The 18,209-nt window shown below is 63.8% G+C and carries 21 protein-coding genes; 8 read left to right on the top strand and 13 right to left on the bottom strand.

Annotation, left to right across the window (positions count from 1 at the left end; translation table 11 throughout):
- The coding region (gene coaBC / locus VCB98_RS11915; protein ID WP_346052822.1) for a bifunctional phosphopantothenoylcysteine decarboxylase/phosphopantothenate--cysteine ligase CoaBC at positions 1–732 on the top strand (732 nt) is incomplete at its 5' end.
- A 153-nt stretch (positions 733–885) separates the two neighbouring features.
- Positions 886–1,341 carry a dUTP diphosphatase gene (dut, locus tag VCB98_RS11920; RefSeq protein WP_346052824.1) on the top strand — a complete coding sequence of 152 codons (456 nt, stop codon included), beginning with the start codon at positions 886–888 and terminating at the stop codon, positions 1,339–1,341.
- Positions 1,342–1,478: 137 nt separating this feature from the next.
- Here the strand turns inward: dut and VCB98_RS11925 are convergent, their stop codons facing one another.
- Both VCB98_RS11925 and pyrE read right to left on the bottom strand, forming a co-directional pair.
- Entirely contained in the window at positions 1,479–2,093 is a 615-nt protein-coding gene (locus tag VCB98_RS11925) for a DUF4124 domain-containing protein (RefSeq protein WP_346052826.1), read from the bottom strand.
- A gap of 85 nt (positions 2,094–2,178) precedes the next feature.
- Positions 2,179–2,820: an orotate phosphoribosyltransferase gene (gene pyrE, locus VCB98_RS11930; RefSeq protein ID WP_346052828.1), complete on the bottom strand. Its 642-nt coding sequence runs from the start codon at positions 2,818–2,820 to the stop codon at positions 2,179–2,181.
- Between the two features lie 292 nt (positions 2,821–3,112).
- On the opposite strand from pyrE, the gene VCB98_RS11935 reads away from it, so the two are divergent.
- Together VCB98_RS11935 and VCB98_RS11940 are read left to right on the top strand one after the other, a co-directional pair.
- Entirely contained in the window at positions 3,113–3,901 is a 789-nt protein-coding gene (locus tag VCB98_RS11935) for an exodeoxyribonuclease III (RefSeq protein ID WP_346052830.1), read from the top strand.
- Positions 3,902–3,916: 15 nt separating this feature from the next.
- Positions 3,917–5,299, top strand: a complete 1,383-nt coding sequence (locus VCB98_RS11940; protein ID WP_346052832.1) for an AmpG family muropeptide MFS transporter — start codon at positions 3,917–3,919, stop codon at positions 5,297–5,299.
- A 12-nt stretch (positions 5,300–5,311) separates the two neighbouring features.
- Here VCB98_RS11940 and VCB98_RS11945 read toward each other — a convergent pair whose 3' ends face one another.
- On the bottom strand, positions 5,312–5,905 hold the full coding sequence (locus tag VCB98_RS11945) for a carboxymuconolactone decarboxylase family protein (protein WP_346052835.1): 594 nt from the start codon (positions 5,903–5,905) through the stop codon (positions 5,312–5,314).
- Between the two features lie 154 nt (positions 5,906–6,059).
- Positions 6,060–6,479, bottom strand: coding sequence for a YybH family protein (locus tag VCB98_RS11950; protein ID WP_346052837.1), 420 nt, complete (start codon positions 6,477–6,479; stop codon positions 6,060–6,062).
- 147 nt (positions 6,480–6,626) lie between these two features.
- On the opposite strand from VCB98_RS11950, the gene VCB98_RS11955 reads away from it, so the two are divergent.
- Positions 6,627–6,983 carry a Rieske (2Fe-2S) protein gene (locus VCB98_RS11955; protein WP_346052839.1) on the top strand — a complete coding sequence of 119 codons (357 nt, stop codon included), beginning with the start codon at positions 6,627–6,629 and terminating at the stop codon, positions 6,981–6,983.
- Between the two features lie 107 nt (positions 6,984–7,090).
- Here the strand turns inward: VCB98_RS11955 and VCB98_RS11960 are convergent, their stop codons facing one another.
- The 4 genes from VCB98_RS11960 to VCB98_RS11975 form a co-directional block, all read right to left on the bottom strand.
- Positions 7,091–7,408 carry a DUF6763 family protein gene (locus VCB98_RS11960; RefSeq protein ID WP_346052841.1) on the bottom strand — a complete coding sequence of 106 codons (318 nt, stop codon included), beginning with the start codon at positions 7,406–7,408 and terminating at the stop codon, positions 7,091–7,093.
- A 238-nt stretch (positions 7,409–7,646) separates the two neighbouring features.
- Positions 7,647–8,663 carry an NAD-dependent epimerase gene (locus tag VCB98_RS11965; protein WP_346052843.1) on the bottom strand — a complete coding sequence of 339 codons (1,017 nt, stop codon included), beginning with the start codon at positions 8,661–8,663 and terminating at the stop codon, positions 7,647–7,649.
- 45 nt (positions 8,664–8,708) lie between these two features.
- On the bottom strand, positions 8,709–9,734 hold the full coding sequence (locus VCB98_RS11970) for an MraY family glycosyltransferase (RefSeq protein ID WP_346052845.1): 1,026 nt from the start codon (positions 9,732–9,734) through the stop codon (positions 8,709–8,711).
- A gap of 22 nt (positions 9,735–9,756) precedes the next feature.
- Positions 9,757–10,707: an NAD-dependent epimerase/dehydratase family protein gene (locus VCB98_RS11975; protein ID WP_346052847.1), complete on the bottom strand. Its 951-nt coding sequence runs from the start codon at positions 10,705–10,707 to the stop codon at positions 9,757–9,759.
- Between the two features lie 594 nt (positions 10,708–11,301).
- On the opposite strand from VCB98_RS11975, the gene VCB98_RS11980 reads away from it, so the two are divergent.
- The 3 genes from VCB98_RS11980 (at position 11,302) to VCB98_RS11990 (ending at position 14,115) form a co-directional block, all read left to right on the top strand.
- The gene (locus tag VCB98_RS11980; protein ID WP_346052849.1) at positions 11,302–11,976 is read left to right on the top strand and encodes a response regulator transcription factor; all 675 of its coding nucleotides are present in this window, start codon (positions 11,302–11,304) and stop codon (positions 11,974–11,976) included.
- Entirely contained in the window at positions 11,973–13,193 is a 1,221-nt protein-coding gene (locus VCB98_RS11985) for a sensor histidine kinase (protein ID WP_346052851.1), read from the top strand. The genes VCB98_RS11980 and VCB98_RS11985 overlap by 4 nt, the downstream gene beginning before the upstream one ends.
- Positions 13,194–13,293: 100 nt before the next feature.
- The gene (locus tag VCB98_RS11990) at positions 13,294–14,115 is read left to right on the top strand and encodes a sulfotransferase (protein WP_346052853.1); all 822 of its coding nucleotides are present in this window, start codon (positions 13,294–13,296) and stop codon (positions 14,113–14,115) included.
- Between the two features lie 42 nt (positions 14,116–14,157).
- On the opposite strand, the gene VCB98_RS11995 is transcribed toward VCB98_RS11990, so the two are convergent.
- The 5 genes from VCB98_RS11995 to VCB98_RS12015 all read right to left on the bottom strand — a co-directional run.
- Positions 14,158–14,532 (bottom strand): endonuclease domain-containing protein, encoded by a 375-nt coding sequence (locus VCB98_RS11995; RefSeq protein WP_346052855.1) that lies wholly within the window; start codon positions 14,530–14,532, stop codon positions 14,158–14,160.
- 171 nt (positions 14,533–14,703) lie between these two features.
- A complete protein-coding gene (locus VCB98_RS12000) occupies positions 14,704–15,912 on the bottom strand; it encodes a glycosyltransferase family 4 protein (protein ID WP_346052856.1) in 1,209 nt (402 codons plus the stop codon).
- A gap of 46 nt (positions 15,913–15,958) precedes the next feature.
- A complete protein-coding gene (locus tag VCB98_RS12005; protein WP_346052857.1) occupies positions 15,959–17,185 on the bottom strand; it encodes a type II toxin-antitoxin system HipA family toxin in 1,227 nt (408 codons plus the stop codon).
- Positions 17,185–17,460: a helix-turn-helix domain-containing protein gene (locus tag VCB98_RS12010; protein ID WP_346052859.1), complete on the bottom strand. Its 276-nt coding sequence runs from the start codon at positions 17,458–17,460 to the stop codon at positions 17,185–17,187. Before VCB98_RS12010 ends, VCB98_RS12005 begins: the two co-directional genes overlap by 1 nt.
- 41 nt (positions 17,461–17,501) lie before the next feature.
- Positions 17,502–18,209 (bottom strand): glycosyltransferase (locus tag VCB98_RS12015; protein ID WP_346052861.1); only part of this gene is annotated, 708 nt, incomplete at its 5' end.

The following is an 18,209-nucleotide window of genomic DNA, read 5'->3' on the forward strand; positions in this document are numbered from 1 at the left end:
CCCATGGCCGAGAACGAGTCCGGCCCGGGGCGGCTGGTGGAGCCGGATGCCATCGCCGCCGAGCTGGATCAGCAAGGCGATGGCGCGCTCAAGGGCCGGACCGTGCTGGTCACCGCCGGCCCCACCCGCGAAGCGGTGGATCCGGTGCGCTATCTCAGCAACCGCTCCTCCGGGCGCATGGGCTATGCCGTGGCCGAAGCCGCCACCCGCGCCGGGGCCAAGGTAATTCTGGTCAGCGGCCCGGTGAGTCTGCCCACCCCGCCCGGCGTGGACCGGGTGGATGTGGAATCGGCCGCGCAGATGCATGAGGCGGTCATGCGCCTGGCCGGCGCCGCGGATATCTTCATCGGCGCCGCCGCGGTGGCGGACTACCGCCCCAAACAAGCCGCCGAGCGCAAGCTCAAGAAGGGCAGCGGCGACGTGCTCGACCGCATGGAACTGGTGGAAAACATCGACATCCTCGCCGCCGTGGCCGCGCTCCCAGACAAGCGCCCCTTCACCGTGGGCTTCGCCGCCGAAACCAATGACGTGGAAGCCAACGCCCGCAAGAAGCTGGAAAAGAAAAAACTCGACCTGATTGCCGCCAACCGGGTCGGCCGGGACCAGGGCTTTGACCGGGACGACAATGAACTGCTGCTGCTGGATGCCGGGGGGAAGACCCCGCTGGGTGCCGGGAGCAAGCGGGAGTTGGCCGGGAAGCTGGTTGAGGAAATTGCCGCCCGGCTCCGCTGACCCTGTTTTTCACAGCCGCCGTAGGAGCGGATTCATCCGCGATTGCGGCTTCGATCGAGCCCCTGATCGCGGATGAATCCGCTCCTACGGCGGCTGTGGATCCGTCTGAGCATCGCCACATTGGCCCGCTATCTTTTATTGTTCGGAGACCCCATGCACAGGATTCAATTGAAGATTCTCGACGACCGGCTCGGCAAGGAATTCGAGCTGCCCCACTACGCCACCGAAGGCTCCGCCGGCATGGACGTGCGGGCCTGCATCGACGGGCCCATCGAGCTCAAGCCCGGCAAGACCGAGCTGATTCCCTCGGGCTTTGCCATCCACATCGGTGATGCCGATCTCGCCGCCGTGCTGCTGCCCCGCTCGGGCCTGGGTCACAAGCACGGCGTTGTGCTGGGCAATCTCACCGGCCTGATCGACTCCGATTACCAGGGACAGGTCTTTGTCTCGGTCTGGAATCGCGGCGACAAGAGCTTCATCATCGAGCCGGGCGAGCGCATCTGCCAGATGGTCTTCGTGCCGGTGGTTCAGGCAGGATTCGATATCGTTGATGACTTCGAGGAAAGCCAGCGCGGGGCGGGGGGCTTTGGGCATTCCGGGCGGAAATAGTCTGACAGGAATGGCCTCGCGCAAAGACGCTAAGGCGCAAAGGGCTTGGTTGGGGTGAAGGCCCTATCAGCCTTTGGGCGTTTGGGAAGTTGTGTGTGGGAGCTCCTACAAGAGGAGCTCCCACAGGCGAAGCGAGATCAATCCCGCTCCTGGAGCTCCGAGAAGCGCTGGATTTCGTTGTTGAAGCGGGCACGGACCCGTTCCAGCTGTTCCTCGCGTTCGAGCAGATGGCGCTGGTGCTCGGTCACCTGCCGGGCCAGATCCTCATAGCGGCTTTCCAGATGTTCCGGGGGTTCGTCGCCACGCTCTTCATGCTCGTCGATACGTTCTTCCACCCGCTCCAGATTTTCCTCCAGCTCTTCCAGGCTGTTGGCCGTCAGGCGAATCTGGGAACGCAGACCGGCAACCCGGTCGTCGCGCAGACGCTCGATTTCGTCCACTGAACCATACAGACGCAACAGGCGCTCGTCCTCGCGCCGCTGAATCTCGGCGGCCCGACGCGCCTCTTCCTCCATCTCCTGCTGGAGCCGGAGTTCCTCGCGCTCTTCCTCGGTCAGGGCCCGGTCCTTGCGCTCCACTTCCAGGCCGTCACGCAGGGTCCGCTGCTCCTGATCACGATACTCGGGCGGAATGGAATCGCCATAGTGGACATTGCCGTCCTCATCCACCCAACTGTAAGCCTGAGCAGACAATGCGGTGGCGGAGAAAATCAGCGTCAGGGCAAGGAGCCCGGAGATTGCAATCTTGTTCATATCGGCACGACCTCCGTCGGTGCCCGGAAAGGGGCGGAAAGCCGAATCACGTTACCCGACAGTCTAGCACCCTACCCCGGTGGACTCAGCTCACTCCGTAACGTTCCCGATAGGCCTGTACGGATTGGCGATGAGCGGCCCATTCGCCGCCCTCCGGCAACCAGTTCAGCAGGTCCGCGAGGGTCACGATGGAGGCCACCTTCAAGCCGTATTCGGCTTCCGCCTGGCGAATGGCGGAATCCCCATCGGGGCCGGTCTCCTGGCGATCCAGGGCAATCACCACCCCCACCGGGGCGGCGCCGGCGGCGCGGATGATATCCACCGACTCGCGAATGGCGGTCCCGGCGGTGATCACGTCATCGACGATCAGGACACGGCCCTTAAGGGGCGCGCCCACCAGATTGCCGCCCTCACCATGGTCCTTGGCCTCCTTGCGGTTGAAGCAATAGGGCACATCCCGTCCATGCTCGACGGCCAGGGCCGCGGCAGTGACCGTGGCCAGGGGAATCCCCTTGTAGGCGGGGCCGAAGATCATGTCGAAATCAATGCCTGAATCCACGGCGGCCCGGGCATAGAACTGACCCAGCCGGTGCAGCGCCGAGCCGGTATTGAACAGCCCGGCATTGAAGAAATAGGGACTCACCCGCCCGGATTTCAGGGTGAACTCCCCGAAGCGGAGCACATCACGGTCATGGGCGAACTGGAGGAAATCGGATTGGTAGGACATGGTGGTTTTGGTCTGGTTTTTGGGGTGGGTTTTGGGTTGGGGGTATTTTATCAGGCTCTGGGAAGGAGCTACGAGCTGCGAGCTGCGAGCTGAAAGGCCGCTGCCCACCCCTGCCGTAGGAGCGGATTTATCCGCGAATGTGCCTTCGATAACCCCTTGTCGCGGCTAAAGCCGCTCCTACAGCAGATTGGCAGGGCTCGTAGCTCGCAGCTCGCCGCCGGCCCCTCGCAGCCGAGAGCCCGGACGGTTATCATCCCCCCCTTTGAATCCACCAACAGCAAAATCTGCCCCCATGAAAATCGTCAGCTTCAACGCCAACGGCATCCGGGCCGCGGCCCGCAAGGGTTTCTTTGACTGGATGGAGCGGGTGCAGCCCGACATCGTCTGTGTGCAGGAACTCAAGGCCCAGGCCCATCAGCTCGACGGTGAGCCCTTTCACCCGCCGGGCTATCACGTCCATTTCCACGAGGCCGAGAAAAAAGGCTATTCCGGGGTCGCCATCTACAGCCGGGAGAAGCCGGACAAGGTTTATGTCGGCCTGGGGGAAGGCTTTGAGGATATCGATGCCGAGGGTCGGTATATCGAGGCCCGATTTGGCAAACTCTCGGTAGTTTCCCTTTACATGCAGTCCGGCTCGGCCAAGGAAGAGCGCCAGCAGGTGAAGTTCGATTTCATGGACCGCTTCATGCCGCTGCTGAAGAAATTCCGCAAGCGCAAGCGCGAGTACATCATCTGCGGCGACTGGAACATCGCCCACACCAAGAAGGACATCAAGAACTGGAAGGGCAATCTCAACAACTCCGGCTTCCTGCCCGAGGAACGGGCCTGGCTGGACGAGCTCTTCGGCCCCGCCGGCTGGGTGGACGGGTTCCGGGAGGTCAACCAGGAAGACGAGCAATATACCTGGTGGTCACAGCGGGGCCGGGCCCGAGAAAAGAACGTGGGCTGGCGGATCGATTACCATGTAGTCACGCCGCCGGTGGCGGAACTGATCAAGGACGCCGAAATCTACACCGAGGAAAACTTCTCCGACCACGCCCCCCTGATCCTGGATTATGATCCGCGGATCCGGGATCTCTAGCATTGGAAGCCTTTCATGGCCGACGCCCAGCAGACTGAAATCCGCACCGAGCGCAATCTCTTCCAGGCCCTGAAGGTCTACGCCCATCCGCGAGTGGTGGGCATGGCCTTTCTGGGCTTCTCGGCCGGCCTGCCGCTGATGCTGGTGGGGGCCACCTTCACCGCCTGGCTGCGGGACCTGGGGGTGGAACTGGCCGCTATCGGCTTTCTTTCCTGGGTGGGCATGGCCCATTCCATCAAGTTCCTGTGGGCGCCGGTGGTGGACCGCCTGGCCCTGCCGGGGCTCACCCGCCTGTTTGGGCGACGGCGCTCCTGGATGCTGGCCGCCCAGGTCACCATCGCCATCGGGCTTCTGGGCATGGCGCTGACCGACCCCACCGAGAATCTCATGCTCGTGGCCGTGCTGGCGGTGATGACCGCCTTCGGCTCGGCGACGCAGGACATCGCCATTGATGCCTACCGGGTGGAGGCAGTCAAACGGGAACGCCAGGGGGCCATGGCCGCCACCTATGTGGCCGGCTACCGGGTGGCCATGCTCACTGCCATTGCCGGTGCCCTCAATATTGCCGGCATGAGCAACTGGACCATGGCCTACGGTGCCATGGCCCTGCTGATGGGCGTGGGGATCATCACCACCCTGATCATCCGTGAGCCCGAAGTCACCGTGGATCGCATGACCCTGGCCATGGAAGAGAAAGTGATGAACTACCTGGACCGCACCCACCACCTGGGGTGGAGGCGGGACTTCAATGCCTGGTTCATTGGCGCGGTCATCTGTCCCTTCGCCGATTTCATGAAACGCTTTGGTGCGATCGCCCTGCTGGTGCTGCTCTTCGTGGCCACCTTTCGCATCAGCGATATCTTCATGGGGGTGATGGCCCAGCCCTTCTATCTGGATCTCGGCTTCAGCAAGAGCCAGATCGGCAATATCAGCGGTGCCTTCGGCCTGGCCATGACCCTGACCGGCGCGGCCATGGCGGGTGTACTGGTGGCCCGCTTCGGCATCAGCCGCATGCTGATCTTCACCGCCTTCATGGCCCCGGCCACCAATCTCACCTTTGCCTGGCTGGCCGGCCTGGGCCCGGAGATTCACGGCCTGGTGATCGCCATCATTGCCGATAACATTACCGGCGGACTGGCCATCGGCGTGTTCATCGCCTACCTATCCAGCCTCACCAACACCGCGTACACGGCCACCCAGTACGCCCTGTTCTCCTCGCTCATGACCCTGCCGGGGCAGTTCGCCGCCGGCTTCACCGGCATGCTGGCGGCGAAAGTGGACTGGATGTGGTTCTTCATCATCACCGCCGGCACCGGCATCCCGGCCATTGTCCTGGCCATCATCCTGGCCCGCATCGCCAACCCGGACCGCATCAACCGCCCGGGCATGAGCGGATAGCAACCCCCCGGGCTAGTCGTCCTCGTCGTGCCAGGCCTCGATCTGGACGCCGAGGCCCATAACCGTGCGATTGGCATAGGCAAAGTAGGCTGCCACCTGGTTGATCTCCAGGATCTCGCCATCGGTCCATCCGGCACCGCGAAGCTCGGCCAGCTGATCTTCATGGATCTGGGTCGGGGCCACGGTGAGATTGCCGGCATAGATAAGTGCCAGCCGTTCCTTGTCGCTGAAGACCTTGGGGGGAATATCATCGGGCTTGTCCAGCCACTTGAGGATCTTGTCCAGGCGGCTCTTGTCATCAAGGCTCTTGAGCAAGCCCTTGCGGTGATGGGCAACACAGTATTTGCAACCGTTGAGGCGGCTCACCAGCACGCCAATGGTTTCCATGAACCAGTGGGGCAACTTGTTGCGGGGGTGGCCGAGCACGCTGCGGTAGAGCTTGAGGTGCCCCTCAAGTGTATGGGGGCGCAGGGCGTGGGCGCGCATGATGCCGTCCACGCGTCCCTGGTCGTCCGCCAGTTCCGCGTAGATTCGCTGTGCGCGCTGATCCAGCTCGTGGGGCGCCGGCGAATCTATCCACATAATCAAACCATCGGTCTTCGCCATCTCAGGGTTCCTGGTCACAACAGCCATGGCCCCTCCCAGATCCATTATGTTTGTTCTTGTTACGTGGGACACCGCGAAAAACCTTATGTGACAGCCTTGTCACAAAGAGTGCGGCAGCCTGGGGGATAGCGCCATCCCCCGTATGGAGGGGCCCTTAATGAACGGACTGACGATGCCCCCGACGTCTTTCGGGGGTGGGTGAGGCGTGATGGACCACCATCCGCCAGCCGAATCGGCAGCGACGATAGATATTGGTGGCAAATACCGGGGGCCGCTCTTCGGCATCCCCGCTCAGGCGGATGTATTCCGCCACCAGGTGAATGGCCAGATCCTCGGTCAGGGTTTTCTCCAGCATCTCGACCCGAAGGTGCATCTCCGGGCCACCCTGGAATATCTGCTCCCAACTGGAGAGGATCTCCCGCAATCCACGCAGGGGCGCGCTGGCCGGATGAATGCAAACGGGGTTGCGGGCCCCCTCCCAGACCTTGCTCATCGCGTCCAGGTCAGCCCGTTCCAGCGCATCATAGAAGGCCAGCTCGGCGTTCTCCGGCGAATCAAAAATGGTAGCCATCATGCCCCCGAATAATCATCCTCGACCACCGCGTCCAGCGACCGTCGCCAGGATTACCTAACTTTAGCTCAATGCCCGCCAAGGGCAAGGTGCTTGTCAGCCGGACAGGCAGGGGCTATGGTGCCGCCTGCGACGAGCCGGGAGGATGGCATGAGCGAACACGAGATCAAGGTCTGCAGTCTGGATGAACTGGCGGATCCGGGGGCGAAGGAATTCGAGTTTGAAACCGCCCAGGGCAAGGACTACGGCTTCCTGGTCTGCCGCGATGGCCAGGTGAGCGCCTACGTCAATAGCTGCCCCCATACCGGCGCCGCCCTGAACTGGGCACCCGACCGCTTCCTTACCAAGGCCGGCGACCAGATCATGTGCGGCGTGCACGGCGCCATCTTTCGCATCGAGGACGGGCATTGCCTGGCCGGCCCCTGCGAAGGCCGCAACCTCACCCCCCTCCCCTGCCGGGTCGAGGACGGCGCAGTCTATGTCTCGGTGAAAGGCGAACAGGCCTGAACTGTTCTCCGCGCCCATCGCGGATAAATCCGCTCCTACGCCAATTCACCCGCAATGCGCCGAAACCGCAACACCCCCAAAGGAACCACGGAACCTCTGATCACCCCTTAAAATCGGTAATCCGAATCCAGCAGGTCCAGGGGGTTGGTGTATTCATCACCGCGGCCGCCATCGTCCAGATCGACGCCGTAGTCTTCACGCTCCATGTCCATGGAACCCGACCAGTCCTCCGGGGGCTCGGCGGTGGTCATGGCGACCTCGGTCCAGAGATCGATATCCACCTCTTCCACAGTGCCGTCAAAGAACTGAACCTCAATGGTGCCATCCACATCATCAATGGCCACCACTTCAAACAGACCACCGTTGAAGTCCTTGTACCACTCCCCGATGACCGCCGGGATCGGTGCATCATCATCGGAAAACATCGCAGGACTCCCCGGGGCCATGCCCCGTTTCCAAAAGACCACATTCCGGCACCAGCGTGCCGCTTCCGGCTCCCGTCGGCCCCGGAGCGGGCCTCGAAACCGGGAGGCTTTCAGCAAGGTATAGGTGCCAGATGGTCAGCTCGCAAGGGGACCGGCGCTACCGTTCGTCCGGTTATTTCCAAGCCCTTGAGGGAGGCGGTTTTTCAGCCAGGAAGAAGCGATCGGGCAGACGACCGGTTCAGCGTCGCCGCTCCCAATCAGTGAACCAGTTGATGAAGTGTTCGATGCCCTGATCCAGGGGTGTACTGGGGGTGAAACCCACCAGCTTTTCCAGAGCCGAGACCTCCGCACAGGTGGCCTCCACATCCCCCGGCTGCATGTCCAGGTAACGCTTCTCGGCCTCGCGACCAAGGTGCTGTTCCAACAGCTCGATCAACCGGCCCAGGGGCTCGGGCCGATGGTTGCCGATGTTGTAGAGGCGGTAGGGGGCATAACTGTTGGCCGGGGTGGGTGTCTCACCGCGCCAGTCCGGATCGGGCGTGGCGGGGTGATCCAGCAGACGAACCATGGCCTGGACCACATCGTCGATATAGGTGAAGTCCCTTTGCATGCGGCCATGATTGAATACATTGATCGGCTCGCCCCGCTCGATGGCCCGGGCAAATTTGTAGTAGGCCATGTCGGGACGGCCCCAGGGACCGTACACAGTGAAAAACCGCAGCCCCGTGCAAGGCAGGCCGTAGAGCGAGGCATAGGAATGGGCCATCAACTCATTGGCCTTCTTGGTAGCGGCGTAAAGGCTGATGGCATGGTCCACGGTGTCGTTTTCCGAGAAGGGAATACGGGTGTTGGCACCGTAGACCGAGCTGCTGGAGGCAAAGATCAGGTGACGCACCCCACCCTGCCGACAGCCTTCGATCAGATTACCGAAGCCGAGCAGATTGCTGTCCACATAACGATGGGGATGGGCCAGGGAATGACGCACCCCGGCCTGGGCAGCCAGGTGATAGACGGTGTCGAAACCGGGCTTTTGCTCGAACAGGGCGGCCATGGCCGGGCGGTCGGCCACATCCATGGGATGAAACTCAAAGCCCCGCTCGCCTTCAAGCTGATCCAGACGGGCCTGCTTCAAGGCGACATCGTAATAGTCATTGAGATTATCGATGCCGAACACCTCATGACCCGCGGCCAGCAGCCCCCAGGTGAGGTGATATCCGATGAAACCGGCGGCGCCGGTGACCAGCAAGCGTGCCATGTATCGTCCGTTATCCCACTCGAATTGGCGAAACGGCGGATTCTATCATTCCCGCCCGCGCACATAGGCCCCGGCCGCCAACAGGGCCAGCAGCGGCAAGGCCAGCAGCAACCAGGCCAGTGGCCGCTCCCAGAGCAGCAGGGCGAGCACGGCCGAGCCACCGGAGAGCAGCATCAACCCCGCCCCCAGGGTGCTGGCCTGGGCATGGCTCCAGCCGCTCCGGACCAAGCGCTGGTAATAATGAGAGCGGTGGGCCTGCCAGAAACGCTCCCGACGGCGAATGCGGCGGAAAAGGGTCACGGTGGCATCCAGCCAGAAGGGCGCAAAGGGCAACAGACCCAGCAACAGGGGCACCCGCCCTTCGGCGGCCAGCAACAGCGGCAGGGCCGCGGCCAGAAAACCCAGCGGCACCGACCCCACATCTCCCATGAAGATCCGCGCCGGGTGCCAGTTCCAGACCAGAAAACCGCCGGCGGCGGCCGCCAGCAGCAGGCAAAGCAGGAAAGGATCGGCGACCCCGGCCAGGCCGGCCAGGGCCGCAAGACTGGCAAAACCGATCAGGCTCATGGCACCGGCAAAGCCGTCCATGCCATCCATGAAGTTGTAGAGATTGCTCATCCAGATCATGCCCGGCACCGCCAACACGGCAACACCCAGGCCCAGCGGCAAAGCCAGCCCGCCCGGCAGGGACAAGGCCTGTGGCCAGGCACCAGCCAGCACCACCGCCAGCGCGGCCAGCAACTGAACCAGAATCCGCGGCAGGGCCGGCAGGCCGCGCAGATCATCGATCATCGAGACCACGGCCAGCACAATGGCCCCAAGCAGAGCCACCAGCAGGGCGCCCTCCGGGCGCAGCAGGACAAAGCCCAGCCCCAGGGCCACCAATAACAGCGGCAGACCGCCGGCACGCGGGGTGGGGGCATCATGCAGGGAGCGATGATTGGGCCGGTCAACGAAACCGAGCCGGGGCGCCAGCGGGATCCACAGTCGAGTCAGTCCCAGCGACAACAACAGCGCCAGCCCCGTCCACAGCCAGGCATCCAATCTCAGCAGCCAGTCCAATACCGCCATTCCCGGTCCTTCTCCCCAAAAACTAGTCCGATGCCTGCCCCCAGGCCCGCGCCACCCGTTCCAGGCCGACACGGGAATCCCTGCTCGGGCTCCAGCCCAAGCCCCGGGCGCGGCTCACATCCACGCTCAAATCCCCCGCCAGTCGCGGCCACCAACCGCCCCGACCGCTCAACATCAGCCCGGCCCGCAGCAAGCCCGTTGGCAACGGCCAGCAGCGAGCCGGGCGACCCAGGCCACTGGCCAGCGCGCGAACCATATCCGGCGTGGGCAGCGGCTCGGCATCCGCAGCTAGAAACAAGTGATTGGCCGCATCGGGGTGAGTGCCAGTCAGATGGATCAGGTCGGCAAGGGCCCGGGCATCGAGCAGACTGCGCTGATTGCGAATCGCCCCCAGGGGCATGGGCAGCCCCCGGGCCATGGCCCGCAGCATCAGGCCGATATAGCCCGGTGGATTCTCGCCGTAGATCACCGTCGGCCGGATGATGCACCACTCAATACCGCTGCCCAGAGCCGCCTGACGCAACTGCTGTTCACCGGCCAGCTTGGAGCGCCCGTAATCATCGTCCGGGTGGGGCTCATCGGCCTCCTGCAAGCGCTTGGCCCGCTCGGCCCCGGTCATGGCCTTGATACTGCTCAGATGCACAATCCGGCGCACCCCGGCCTCCGCCGCCCGCCGCGCCAACGTGGCCGGAAACCGGGCATTGATGGCCTCCAGACGCGCCGCTCGCGAACGACGCGGCCCCCGATCATGGGCCTGCCCGGCCAGATTCACCACCACATCCACGCCGTCGAGCAGGTACTGCCAATCCTCGAAGCGGGTCAGATCCCCGCTCAACACCGACACCACCCCCCCCGGCACCGAAACCCCCGGCGCACGCACCGGCGCACGCACGGCAATGCCCTGCTCAAGCAGAGCACGACAAACAAAGCTCCCCACAAAACCGGAGGCACCGGTAACCAGCCAGGTAGTCATGGCGACAGTTTACTTGCTTGAGAAACGAAGGGGGCGATTTGGATCCCCCTCTATCTCCCCCTTCCGAGCGAAGCTCGCAAGGGGGAGGAGCTTGTAAACAACGCTACGGCACACTCAACCCCATCGAAGGGCCCTCCCCCTTGCCGCCAACCGGCGGGAAGGGGGAGACGGAGGGGGATCACAGAAAACAGATGCCGTGCCTTACTCCCCAATCCCCCTCTATCTCCCCCTTCCGAGCGAAGCTCGCAAGGGGGAGGACCCTGTAAACAACGCTACGGCACACTCAACCCCCAACCCCATCGAAGGGCCCTCCCCCTTGCCGCCAACCGGCGGGAAGGGGGAGACGGAGGGGGATCAAACAAACGCCGTGCCATACGCCCCAATCCCCCTCTGTCTCCCCCTTCCGAGTGAAGCTCGCAAGGGGGAGGACCTTGTAAGCAACGCTACGGCACATTCAACCCCCAACCCCATCGAAGGGCCCTCCCCCTTGCCGCCAACCGGCGGGAAGGGGGAGACGGAGGGGGATCACAAGGCCTCCAATCCCGCCCAGGAGCCGGTAGAATCACCCCCAAACGCCCATGCCCGGAGGTCACCGTGCTCATCCTCGTCGTCGAAGACAATCGGGAAATCCTCGCCAACCTGGTCGACTACCTCGAAGACCGGGGCTGCGAAGTCGAGGCGGCCATGGGACGCCGGGAAGCCGAACACATCGCCCGGCAACAACCCCTGGACGCCGTCGTGCTCGATCTCAACCTGCCCGATGGCGACGGACTGGACGTCTGCCGCTTCCTGCGTGAAAGCGACAACAACGCCGCCACCCCGGTACTCATGCTCACCGCCCGGGACCAGCTGCCGCAAAAACTCGCGGGCTTTGAAGCCGGCAGCGACGACTACCTGGTCAAACCCTTCGCCCTGGCCGAAGTCTGGGCGCGGCTGCAGGCGCTGGCACGCCGCCAACACAGCCCTGATCGCCAACGACTCCAGCGCCCGGGCTTCGACATGGACCTGGAACGGCGGCGGCTGTTTCTCAACGATCAAGAGGTCGAACTGTCACCCACCGGCTGGAAGATCCTGGCCACCCTGGCCGCCCGTCCCGGCGAAGTAGTCTCCCGCCAAAGCCTGGAGCAGGCCATCTGGGGCAAGGACATCCCCGACCAGGACGTCCTGCGCAGCCACATCTACCAGCTGCGCCAGGCCGCCGAGCAAGCCGGTGCCAGACAGCTGATCGAAACCCTGCCCCGGGTCGGCTACCGGCTTCGACTGCCATGAGCCGACCCGGCACCCTCCAGCGCAGAGTCACCCGGGTCTTCGCCCTGACCGGATTGCTCGTCGCCGTGGTGGTGTCGGTCAGCACGTTCATGCTCGCCGAGCGTTACGACGACTACGAAATCCAGAGCCTGATCCATATTGAAATGCAGCGTCTGCTGGAGGCCGATACCCGGGGGACATACCAGGCCAAGCCGCTGGCCAGTTTCCTCAACGACAACCCACGACCCCATCCGCGCCTGCCTGCCGACCTGCACGAGCTGGACAACGGCCTGCACTGGCTCGAACAACGACAGCCCCCGGTCGTGGTCATGATCCAGGCGGACGATGCTCGGCACCGGGCCGTGGTCTATGACCTGGCCGAGGAGAAGTTGCGGGAGATCCAGCTCATGGGCCTGTTGATCATCCAGGCTATGCTGATCGTGCTGGTGACCACCCTTTGCGGCCACTGGCTGGGCCGGCGGGCGCTGGGACCGGTGCGAAAGCTCGCCCGGGCGGTCGCCAATCTTGACCCGGAATCCGAACGGCCCGGGGATATCGACGTCCGTCGTTATCCGGCCGACGAGGTGGGGGAACTGGCCGAGGACGTGGCCCGCTATCATCGGCGCCTGATCGAACTGCTCAACCACCAGCGCCGCTTCGCCAGTTTCGCCAGCCATGAGCTACGCACCCCGCTCACCGGTCTGCGGAGCTCGCTGGAACTGCTGAGCGAACGCTTGACAACGGACCAGACCAGAGAGCAGGAACTGGTGGCCCGCATGCAGCGTTCACTCAGCAACATGGAAGAGCTGATCGAGTTCTTCATTGCATTGCGCAAGCAACACCTGCTACCCCACCAGCATACTGATCGGCTGGAAACCGTCGTACGCAAGACCATCGAGGCCGAACAACCCTGGCTCATGGACCGACAAGTGGAGACGGAGGTGACCGTCATCAGCGATGGGCCGGTGGCCGTGGATGAACGCATACTGACCGTGATTCTCTGCAATCTCCTGCGCAACGCCTTCCAGCACGGTACTGCCGGTCGAATCGGGATTCGGCTGGCCCATGGCGAGATCCGGATCGAAAACCGGGTTTCGCCGAAGGCCCGACACCCCGAGCCTGGGATCGGCCTTGAGATCGTCCGGACCCTGGCGGAGGCGGCCGGGCTGACATTCCATCAGGCATCACATTCCGGCAAGCACATCAACCGTGCCACCCTGCTTCTACCCCGCGCCTGAGCGGGATTCATCCTGGTTTCACGCCGCCTTCACGCTGTCTTCACACCCGCTTCGCTAGTCTCCGCGCGTTCTGGCGTAACTCGCCCACGCGGAGACTGTCATGAAGGTGATCTACATCCTCGGCCTCGGCCACAGCGGCACCACCCTGCTAAGCCGCATGCTCGGCACCCATTCGGCCATCGTCGCCGGCGGCGGCTCCAAGAACGTGCCGCTCTTCCTGCGCGGCGAAAAGGACTGCGCCTGTGGCGCCACCTGCCTGGCCGAGTGCGATTTCTGGCAGCGGGTGGACGAAGAACTCCGCCAGCGCGGCACCGCCCTGGACAAGCTCGACTTCGGCTATGGCAAGCAATCCGACCCATTCCTGGTGCGCGCCTACTACGAATCCATCGGCGCCGCGGCCGGTGCCAGCGCCGTGGTCGATACCGCCCGGCGGGTGTCCTATCTGCGCTCCCTGGAACACGTGGACGGCATTGAGCTGATCCCGGTGCATATCTTCAAGGACCCCCGTGCCCAGGCAGCCTCCTCCAAGCGCAAGGGCGCGACCGTGTTCAACGGCATCTGGAACTACGCCAACCGCAGCCGGCGCGTGCTGGATCTTGACGACAAAGGCCACGATATCACCCACATCGCCTATGAGGACCTCTGCACCCGGCCCCAGGAACAGCTCCAGCGCGTGCTGGACCGGGTGGGGCTGGAAGTGGAAAGCGCCCAGTACGAAGCCATCGGCAGCCGCGAAAACCATGTCCTCGGCGGCAACCGCCAGTTGCGGGGCGAAGCGGTCAAGATCCGCCTGGATGAATCCTGGCGCCAGCGGCTGAGCAAGACCGAAAAGACGCTCGTTCGACTGGCCAACCGGGGTATCTGGACCCGCAACATGCGCGCCGCCGGGCATGACAAGCCGACCATGTCCAGTGACGACTGAGGAACCTCTGAACCGGTCTTAGGAACCTCTGATTAATATTAATCAGAGGTTCCCTTCCCCAGCCCGCGCCAGGCAGTTGCAGCGAATCTCTTCCAGCACCGCGTCGGTTTCCAGCAGCACCTGGCGGTTATCGAAGCGCAACACGGCCAGCCCCTGGCTCTTCAACCAGCCGTCCCGCTCGTGATCCCGAGCCAGGCCGTCGGGATCAAGGTGCTGACTGCCGTCCACCTCCACCACCAGCCCCGCGGCGGCGCAATAGAAATCCACCACATAGGGCCCAAGGGGCCGCTGACGCTGAAAACGCCAGCCAAGCTGACTGCGACGCAATCGCTGCCAGAGACAACGCTCGGCATCGGTAAGCTGGCGGCGGAGCTTGCGGGCCAGTGGAACACGATTGCGTGGGTATTTAAGTGACATGGTTTCTGAATCCCCCTCTATCTCCCCCTTCCGAGCGAAGCTCGCAAGGGGGAGGACCTTGTAAACAACGCTACGGCACACTCAACCCCCAACCCCATCGAAGGGCCCTCCCCCTTGCCGCCGGAGGCGGGAAGGGGGAGACGGAGGGGGATCACAGGAAGCAGACGCCCCTCAAGACCTGACCCCCTCGTAAACCTCCAACACCCGTTCCGCACACCGCTCCATGTAAAACCTTGGCGCCGCGGCCCGGGCATTCTCCGCCCAGCGCGCCAGCTGCTCCGGATCCCGGCTGATCCGTTCCAAGACCGCGGCCAGTGCATCGGGATCCTCCGGCGGCACATGCACCCCGCAATCCACCTCGGCCAGCAGACCACTCGCCTCACCCTCCGGCGCCACCAGCACCACCGGCTTGCCCAACACAATCGCCTCCAGCAGCTTGGTCGGCGCCACCGTCTTCATCACCGGGTCATCGCGCAAATGCACCAGGGCCACATCCACCGCCGCCCACCAGCGCGCCACCTCCCGGGCAGGCACCGGGCCTTCCATGCGCAAATTGCGCAGGTTCATCCGCTCGGCCCGTTCCAGCAAACGCGGGCGCTCGGCGCCGTCACCCAGCATCAGAATCCCCACCGCATCCGGGTCCAGGCGTTCGGCGGCATCCAGGAGGTTGTCCAGACGATGGGCCATGCCATGGGTGCCGATGTAACCCACCACAATCCGCGGCCGGTAAGAAAAAACCTCGGGGGGCTGACCCGCCAACTCGAAACGCGACGGCTCAAGGCCGTTATAGACCACTGCCACCTTGTCCTCGGCAATGCCGCGTTCCACCAGGTCCTGCTTGAAATACTCGGTCAACGCCAGCACCCGCGCCGAGCGCCGATAGAGAAAAAGCTCCAGCTTCTCCACCAGGCGAATCACCATCCCCTGGCGCACGGCCCCCACCGCCCGCACCGAGGCCGGCCACAGATCCCCCAGCTCAAAGACAAAGGGCCGCCACTTGCCCACCGACACCAGCCAGCCGGCCACGGCGGAGAAAAACTGCGGCGAGGTCGCGGTAACCACATCCGGGCGCTTCACGCACCAGCCGGCAAGGGTGGCCATGAAACCGAAACTGAGAAAATCCAGGGTCCGGCGCACCACCCCCCGGTTGGGCGCCATATAGGTCTTGACCCGCAACACGCGGATGCCGTCCCTCTCCTCCCATTGCCACCAGCGATTGCGGTAACCCGGAAAGAGCTCGCCCCGGGGAAAATTGGGCGCACAGGTAATCACCGTCACCTCATGGCCCCAGGCCACCCAGTAGCGGGCCATCTCCCACACCCGGTTGGCGATGGCATTATGCTCGGGCGGGAAATTGTCGGTGATAAAAAGAATCTTCAATGCCACTCACCCCAATAGATCGTGCACCATTGCCGCATTCGCGGCCTCACGCCCCCCGCACCCTCTGCCGCAGGAACCGCCTGTCTTCATCCGACAATTCCGCGACATCCATCACCTCCTCCAACTGAGCCAGCGCCAGACAAATGGCTTCATTGATTCGCCCGGCCTCGGCCGGGGCCAGCATGAAATTCCGACCGGCCTGGACGGCCTCATCGGAACCGGGCGTCGGCAGGATATTGCTGTTGCCAAGACCAAGCTGCGGATAAGCGCCCAGCGCTTCCGAAGGCACCAGATCATAAGCGGGCGAGAACTCGAAGCGGTCACAATCCTGCAGAAAGGAAAAGTTCTTCAAATGATCGTCACGGTTATTGATCGCCTGATTAAACAGCATCTGGGCATAGAGCTGGGCAAGGTCCCTGCCAGGCGAGCTTCCATGGTGGCGGATAATACCCACCAGATCATCATAGCGGGGATGCGGCACCGGCGCCTGATTGGCACCATCACACAGCAGGGCATTCGCGGACAGCAGTCCCAGCCGCCCGCCCCGGTCAGTGACATCAAATCGCTTCACTGCCAATGCCTCGAAACGGCCGGCACCGACCCGGCGGGTCTCCGGCACAGGAATACCGGCCCGCGCCGCCAACATCAGGCAGGCCGCCTCGACGCGGGCATGGTTGAAGGCATCATCCGAGCGGTTGAACTTCACCAGCCAGGCACCCTGGTCCTCAACCAGCACCTTCGGCCTGGCGCCCCCGACGGAGGAACCGCCTTGCATGCGGCGAAGCGCCTCCACCTCCGGCGTCCGGTGCTGCCAGGTGCGCTCAGCTTCCTCACTCAACTCGGCCAGATCGGCAAAGCACAGGGGCGAGGCGAGCGGCGGTGGTTCCAGGCCCGCGGGCACAATCTCCACCGCCCCCACGCGCCAGCTTCCTCCCACCGCGGCAAGCACCGCATGCAGATCATCCACATCCGCCCGGCGCCCCCAGAGCCGCTGGCGCACCGTGCGCTCCCAGCGACCCGGCAGCACTTCGTCCAGCACTGCCGGCACCCATTCCGTCTCCCATTCCCGGGCCGCAGCGGCCAATGGCGCCTGCACCGGATTGAGGGCATAAGACCGGGAAGCGGCCAGCCACTCCCCCGTATAACGCAAGGCCGACCGACGATGCCGGCCACGGGCATCCGTTTCCAGTCGAAAATCCGCGGCCACCCGCCGATCGCCATCCGGCAACACCACCCAAACCTGATAATCACGGATAAGGTCTGAAGCGGCCATCAGGGCTTATCTCCGAAAAGCGGCGGCCGCTTCGGCGTAAAACTCGCCACCACCTGATCAAGAATCCCCAGCAGCGAGGCCGCCGCCAGATAACTGCCCATGGCAACGCCCGGCTCACCCCGCTCCATTTTCTGGTAGGTATAACGGCTGACCCCGACCCGCCGGGCAAAATCCCCCTGGGTATCACCGGGAAAACGGCGCTTGCGCCCAAGCCGGAGGGACGCCCCCACACGGGCACAGGCCTGCTGCAGCTCTGAATCCAGATCGGCGCTCATAACGCCAACAATATTAGGCGAAACCGCCGAAAAGTCAATTTTTATTGGCCAATCCGCTCATACACCCCCAACAACTTCGGCGCCTCGGTATCAAATGACAGCGCCCGCCCCTGGCGCAGGGCATTCTCCGCAAACCGCCGCCGCAGCCCGGCATCATCCCGCAGGCGAATCATCGCCGCCCGGATCGCCTCGATATCCGCCGGGTCCACCAGCAAACCAAAATCCGCCGATTCCACGATCTTGCGGATCTCGGGAAAATCACTGGCAATGACCGGCAGCCCGGCCATGCCGTATTCGAAGATCTTGTTGGAATCGGTGCTGTAATGATTCAGCCCGATATTCTCCAGAAGCTGCAGCCCCACATCCGCCGAGGCCGTCCAGGCCGGCAACTCCTCGAACGGCACCGCCTCGAGAAAATGCACCCGCTCGATCACACCGCGCTCACGCGCCCGCGCCATCAAGTCATCGCGCAAGATCCCCGGCCCGAGAAAGGCAAAATGCACCCCCGCCACCCCGGCCGCGGCATCGATGATCGACTCCAGCCCCCGCCCAGCCTGCAAGCCCCCCTGATAGAGAAACACCGGCACCGAGGCATCCAGCCCCAGCGCCTCGCGCAGGCGATTGCTCCTGGGCGCGGCGCGATAAAAGGGCCGGTTCTGAACCACCACCGGCCGCCCCACCCCATAGGCCTCGACGAAATGATCCGCGCGCATGTCGGTGGTGGTGATCATGGCCGCCGCCCGGCGGGC

This window comes from Natronospira elongata (assembly GCF_034931365.1).
GTDB classification, from domain to species: Bacteria; Pseudomonadota; Gammaproteobacteria; order Natronospirales; family Natronospiraceae; genus Natronospira; species Natronospira elongata.